Genomic DNA, 5,835 nt, shown 5'->3' on the forward strand with positions numbered 1-5,835 from the left:
TGCTCGCGGTGCTGCTCGACCTCAAATGGCGCGGGCTCTTGCCGGTCGATCTTCTGGCCTGCAATCTCGACCAGGGCCAACCGAATTTCCCCAAACATATCCTGCCGGACTATCTCGACAGCCACGGCATTGCGCACCGGATCGAATATCAGGACACCTATTCCGTCGTCACCGACAAGCTGCCGGCGGGCAGCACCTATTGCTCGCTCTGCTCGCGTCTCAGGCGCGGCCATCTCTACCGCATTGCACGCGAGGAGGGGTGCTCGGCGCTGGTGCTCGGCCATCATCGCGAGGACATTCTCGAGACCTTCTTCATGAACCTCTTCCATGGCGGGCGTCTCGCCGCCATGCCGCCAAAACTGCTCAATGACGAAGGCGACGTCATGGTGCTGCGGCCCTTGAGCTATTGCGCCGAGGTCGATCTGGAAAAATTCGCTGCCGCCATGCGATTCCCGATCATTCCCTGCGATCTCTGCGGCAGCCAGGAAGGTCTTCAGCGCAATGCCATGAAGGCGATGCTCGAGGACCTGGAAAAGCGCATGCCGGGCCGCAAGGATACGATGCTGCGCGCGCTGTCGAACAGCAGGCCATCGCATCTGCTCGACAGAAAGCTGTTCGATTTCGCTGCCCTCAAGACCCTCACCACAAGGCAAGCCGATGACATTTGACGACACCGCGATCGACTGGCTGGCCGGCATTCTGGCCGAGGCGGCACTGGCCGAGATCATGCCGCGCTTTCGCCGGTTGGGCGATGGCGATGTCAGGCAGAAGACGTCGGCCGCCGACCTGGTGACCGAAGCCGACGTCAATGCCGAGCGGCTGATCACCGCGCGGCTGCGCGAGCGGTATCCCTCAGCGATGGTCGTCGGCGAGGAGGCCTGTTCCGACAATCCAGCGCTTTTAAACGGGTTGGGCGATGCCGATCTGGCCTTCGTCATCGACCCGGTCGACGGTACTTTCAATTTCGCCTCCGGCGTGCCGCTGTTCGGCGTCATGCTGGCGGTCGTGGTCAAGGGCGAGACCGTCGCCGGCATCATCCACGATCCCGTCGGCAAGGACTGGCTGATTGGCGCCAGGGGTGCCGGCAGCCATATCCGGCATGCGCACGGCAGCATCGAGAAGGTGCATGTAGCGGTACCCGCGCCGATCTCGGAGATGACCGGCTCTGTCTCCTGGCAATATATGGCCGAGCCGGAACGGACACGGCTGGCGCGCAACCAGACCAAGATCCTGTCGCAGTTCGCCTATCGCTGCGCCGCGCACGAATACCGCCTGCTGGCGAGCGGCCATGCCCACTTCGTCGTCTACAACAAGCTGATGCCGTGGGACCACCTGGCCGGCGTGCTGATCCATGCCGAGGCCGGCGGCCATGCGGCGCGCTTCGACGGCAGCGCCTATCTGCCCTCGCATCTCGGCGGCGGCCTGCTTGTCGCGCCAGACAAGGAAAGCTGGCACGAATTGCGCCGCGAGCTCTGGGCGCAGTAGGATCGATTGCTGCGTTAGCCGAAAGCAGTACAATCTCGCGCAAATCCGGAGGCTCTCGAATGAAACCTCGGTTTGCATTTGTCGCGGCGGCTCTTGCCGCCGGTCTGTTCGCCAGTTCCCTGGAAGCAAGGTCGCAAGAGCGCAGCTGTCGCAGTACCGATCCCGTCGACACGATAAAGGAGATGTCGGACGCGATCTATGCCTGCTGGAAGCCGCCACCCGGAACCGCGGGCATGTCCCTCACGCTGCGGTTCTCGCTTCGCCGCAACGGCACGCTGATCGGCAAACCTCGCGCCACATATTCCGATCTGGGAACCGATGCCCAGCGCAGCCGGGCCTTCGTGGCATCCATCCTCAGGGCACTCGATGACGCTCTGCCATTGCACTTTTCGGACAGCATGGGCGAAGCAATTGCGGGGCGCATGCTTGCCCCTCGGTTCACGGCAGCCCTTGAAGGTGCGTCCTAATGCAAGTCGGTGATGTGCCCTGAAACGGGCGGGTTCTGTGGCTGGAACATCTTGCCGCGCTCGGCGATGAAGATCATCAGCAGCGCGGCGACCGAGACGCTGCAGAAGCCGGCGGCCAGCGGCGTCACCGTGCCGTTGAAGGCCTGGCCGATCAGCGTACCGAGAATGCCGCCGAGAAACGTCTGCATGAAACCGAGGATCGACGAAGCCGTGCCGGCCAGTTGGCCGAGCGGCTCCATGGCCAGCGCGTTGAAGTTCGCGCCGAGCGCACCGAATGGAAGCATGGCGCAGGCAAAGAAGGTGATGAACAGCCAGAGCGGCATCTTCATCTCCAGCGAAATCACCAGCCAGGCAAGGCTGATGACCAGGAACAGCAGCAACGCACTCTGCGACAGGCGGCGCATGCCGATGCGACCGACAAGGCGCGAGTTCAGAAAGTTGGAGAAGGCGAGCACGCCCGCAACCCCGGCAAAGATGACCGGGAACATCTCGCCGACTTTGAAAATGTCGACATAGATCTGCTGCGCCGAAGCGATGAAGCCAAACATGGCGCCGAAAATGAAGGTGCTGGCGAAGGCATAGCAGATCGCAATGCGGTTGGTGAGAACGATACGAAACCCGCCGACAATGGAGTTGAGCGTCAGCGGCCGGCGATGTTCGGGATGCAGCGTTTCAGGAAGGCGCAGCAGCGACCAGGCCGAGACGAGCAGCGCACCGACGGCCATGGTGACGAAGATCCAATGCCAGGTCGCAAACAGCATGATAAATTGGCCGATGCCGGGAGCAATGACCGGTATCGCCATGAACACCATGAAGATCAGCGACATCACCTCGGCCATGCGCCGGCCGTCGAACGTATCGCGCACGATCGAGACCGCGATGACACGAGTGGCGGCTGCACCGATGCCTTGCACGGCCCGGCACAGCAGAAGTGTTTCAAAGCTTGGTGCAACGGCGGCGGCCGCAGCCGCGGCGACATAAATCACCAGCCCGGCGACCAGTGGTGCGCGACGTCCGAAGCGATCCGAGATCGGCCCGAAGAACAGCTGCCCGCCACCGAAGCCCAGAATGTAGGCCGTTATGACGTACTGCCGGTGGTTTTCATTTTCGACGCCGAGCGAGGCGCCGATCTGCTGCAGAGCCGGCAGCATGATATCGATGGCCAGCGAGTTCAGCGCCATCAGTGCCGCGCACAGAGCGATGAACTCCCAGCGCGGAATGGGCAGTTTGCTTGCCGATTGCGGCGCTGGTTTTGGCTGGTCCACGGCAAGTCCGATCTTTCAAACGAAAATGCGCCGGCGGGCCGGCGCATTGGCTCGTCCTGGTCCTGGGGTCAGGACATGAAAATTGCCGAGGTGAGGTTGCCCCGGTGCCTGGTGCTCGATGCCCGAAAATCAACGTCGATTTCGGGCATGCACAAAACAGAAATCAGGCGGCGCCTTTGACGCTGACGCCCTTCTCGACGAGGAACGTCTGCAGCTCGCCCGCCTGGAACATCTCGCGCACGATGTCGCAACCGCCGACGAATTCTCCCTTGACGTAGAGCTGAGGGATCGTCGGCCAGTTGGAGTATTCCTTGATGCCCTGGCGCAGTTCAGCCGAGTCCAGGACGTTCACGCCTTTGTAGTCGGCGCCGATATAGTCGAGGATCTGGACGACCTGGCCGGAAAATCCGCATTGCGGGAAACCAGGTGTGCCCTTCATGAAAAGGACGACGTCGTTGCCCTTCACTTCATTGTCAATGTAGTCGTTGATGCTGCTCATGGAATATCCTTTCCCGCCTGTGGGAGTCAGGCTCGAAACATACCCTTCAAATAAACCCAACGATTGCTCGAAACAAGACGTTAGCCGCGCCGTGGCTGAAATGGCGCAAAGGATGAGCCGTGTTGGGCCAAGCGCTAAGGGTCAGTCGGGAACGCTGGTCTGCAGCGCCAATGCGTGCAACACGCCGCCCATATTGCCCTTCAGCGCGTCATAGACCATCTGGTGCTGCTGGACGCGGCTCTTGCCGCGAAAGCTCTCGGCCACCACCTCGGCCGCATAGTGGTCGCCGTCGCCGGCGAGATCGCGAATCGTCACCTTGGCGTCCGGAATGCCGTCCTTGATCAGTTTTTCGATGTCGTGGGCATCCATTGCCATGGCAAAATCCTGTTTCGAGCGGCCGGTAGCCGGCCATAAGATGAGAGTCGGGTGAGCCTAAAGCCTTTCCGGTCCGGATTGAAGCCGTTCTGTCCCGCCAACGGCCACACGGCTTCAGAGAAAGACTAGGCCGGTGGGCTTGCTTCATCCTCGGCAACGTCCTCGCGTGTCGAGAAAGCGCGGCCAAGGCTGAAGGCAAGCACATAGAGCGGCGCGTTGAGCAGCAGGCTGACAATGGGGAGATAGCTCGTCATTTGCCAAGCCGGCGAGAAGAACCCTTGGCCATGGCCGTCGCAGATGAGCGACGAGCCGTACTCCCACAACGCGCCCACGACCACCGTGCCGGCGAAAAGCTTGACGCAGGTGACGATGTGCCTTGCCCGTGCCGGATCCGGGAAAAGGCGGCCCCAGAGCACCAGGCAGATGATCGGGACCGCGTAGAGGAGGTTCTGCAGCGCCAGCATCGGGACGGCGCCGTTCGCCGCGGCAAGGAACTCCGCACGTGTTTCCAGCCGCATACAAACCTCGCTCGAGGTTGTCGACAGCAGGAAAAAGACGAACGGTCCCAGGAACCAGAAGAAGAACAGCGACGGCCAGAAAACGACTGCAAGCAGCGCCCGGGCAGCCAGTGTGGTCAACTAGCCTGATCCATGAAGCGCGGGAACCAGCCTTCGTGAGCCGAGGAGAGTTCGCTGACCGGGATTGCCCTGGCGTCGCCAAGCTTCAGCGCGCTGCCGCCTGTGGAGCCGATCCACGGCGCGAAGATGCCAAGCTCGCCCTGCTGCTTGCGAATGGCGTCCCATTCGTCACCATGCGGGTCGATCGACAGCGTCAGCAGATAACGGCCCTGATCCTCGCCGAACCAGACCGGGATCGGGTCGGTGCCGACAAGGCCGGGAACGGTGGCGCCGATGCCGGACGCCATCACCATTTCGGCTAAAGCCACCGCGATACCGCCATCGGAAACGTCATGCGCCGCCGTGACGATGCCGGAGGCGATGAGCGCGCGCACATGGTCGCCGACGCGCTTTTCATGCTCGAGGTCGACCGGCGGCGGCGGTCCATCCGTGCGGCCGTGTATGTCCCTGAAATAGACCGATTGCCCGAGATGCGTTCCCCAGGACGCCGGCGCGCCGACCAGCAGGATCATTTGGCCCTCGGCCGCAAAGCCGGCCCGCACCATCTTCGACCAATCGGCGATCAGGCCGACGCCGCCGATGGTCGGGGTGGGCAGGATGCCCTGGCCGTTGGTCTCGTTGTAGAGCGAGACATTGCCGGAGACGATCGGGAATTCGAGCGCACGACAGGCGTCGCCGATGCCCTTCACGGCACCGACCAGCTGGCCCATGATCTCGGGCCGTTCCGGGTTGCCGAAATTGAGGTTGTCGGTTGCGGCCAGCGGCAGAGCGCCGGTGGCGGTCAAGTTGCGCCAGCATTCGGCCACCGCCTGCTTGCCGCCCTCGTAAGGGTCGGCCTCGCAATAGCGCGGCGTCACGTCGGACGAGAAGGCGAGCGCCTTGGTCGCATGGCCTTCGACCCGCACCACGCCGGCATCGCCGCCTGGAAGCTGCAGCGAATTGCCCTGGATCAGCGTGTCATACTGCTCCCACACCCAGCGGCGCGAAGACAGGTCGGGACCGCCGAGCAGCTTCAGGAGCGCGTCTGCAACATCGGCTTGCGGAACATCATTGGCGGCCAGCGGCGCCGGCTTCTTCGGTTCGATCCACGGCCGGTCATATTCCGG

8 protein-coding genes are annotated in these 5,835 nt (G+C 62.7%); 3 read left to right on the forward strand and 5 right to left on the reverse strand.

The window, feature by feature from the left end:
* The 3 genes from ttcA to EN994_RS14750 all read left to right on the forward strand — a co-directional run.
* Positions 1 to 668, forward strand: a 668-nt coding sequence (ttcA, locus tag EN994_RS14740) for a tRNA 2-thiocytidine(32) synthetase TtcA (protein WP_127307617.1), incomplete at its 5' end; no start/stop codon positions are given.
* A complete protein-coding gene (locus EN994_RS14745; RefSeq protein WP_013532140.1) occupies positions 658 to 1,485 on the forward strand; it encodes an inositol monophosphatase family protein in 828 nt (275 codons plus the stop codon). The genes ttcA and EN994_RS14745, both read left to right, overlap by 11 nt.
* A 59-nt stretch (positions 1,486 to 1,544) precedes the next feature.
* Positions 1,545 to 1,952: a hypothetical protein gene (locus tag EN994_RS14750; protein WP_063167817.1), complete on the forward strand. Its 408-nt coding sequence runs from the start codon at positions 1,545 to 1,547 to the stop codon at positions 1,950 to 1,952.
* On the opposite strand, the gene EN994_RS14755 is transcribed toward EN994_RS14750, so the two are convergent.
* The 5 genes from EN994_RS14755 to EN994_RS14775 form a co-directional block, all read right to left on the reverse strand.
* Entirely contained in the window at positions 1,949 to 3,217 is a 1,269-nt protein-coding gene (locus EN994_RS14755) for a multidrug effflux MFS transporter (protein ID WP_082826441.1), read from the reverse strand. The two genes, EN994_RS14750 and EN994_RS14755, sit on opposite strands and share 4 nt — an antisense overlap.
* 163 nt (positions 3,218 to 3,380) lie before the next feature.
* Positions 3,381 to 3,716, reverse strand: a complete 336-nt coding sequence (gene grxD / locus EN994_RS14760) for a Grx4 family monothiol glutaredoxin (protein WP_063167818.1) — start codon at positions 3,714 to 3,716, stop codon at positions 3,381 to 3,383.
* A gap of 141 nt (positions 3,717 to 3,857) precedes the next feature.
* Positions 3,858 to 4,091, reverse strand: a complete 234-nt coding sequence (locus EN994_RS14765; RefSeq protein WP_010909092.1) for a BolA family transcriptional regulator — start codon at positions 4,089 to 4,091, stop codon at positions 3,858 to 3,860.
* A 125-nt stretch (positions 4,092 to 4,216) separates the two neighbouring features.
* Complete coding sequence (locus EN994_RS14770) at positions 4,217 to 4,729, reverse strand: hypothetical protein (RefSeq protein ID WP_024504561.1); 513 nt, start codon at positions 4,727 to 4,729, stop codon at positions 4,217 to 4,219.
* Positions 4,726 to 5,835 (reverse strand): AIR synthase related protein (locus tag EN994_RS14775; RefSeq protein WP_245466031.1); only part of this gene is annotated, 1,110 nt, incomplete at its 5' end. The genes EN994_RS14770 and EN994_RS14775, both read right to left, overlap by 4 nt.

Source organism: Mesorhizobium sp. M7A.F.Ca.CA.002.09.1.1 (genome assembly GCF_003998555.1).
In the GTDB taxonomy this organism is placed as follows: domain Bacteria; phylum Pseudomonadota; class Alphaproteobacteria; order Rhizobiales; family Rhizobiaceae; genus Mesorhizobium; species Mesorhizobium ciceri.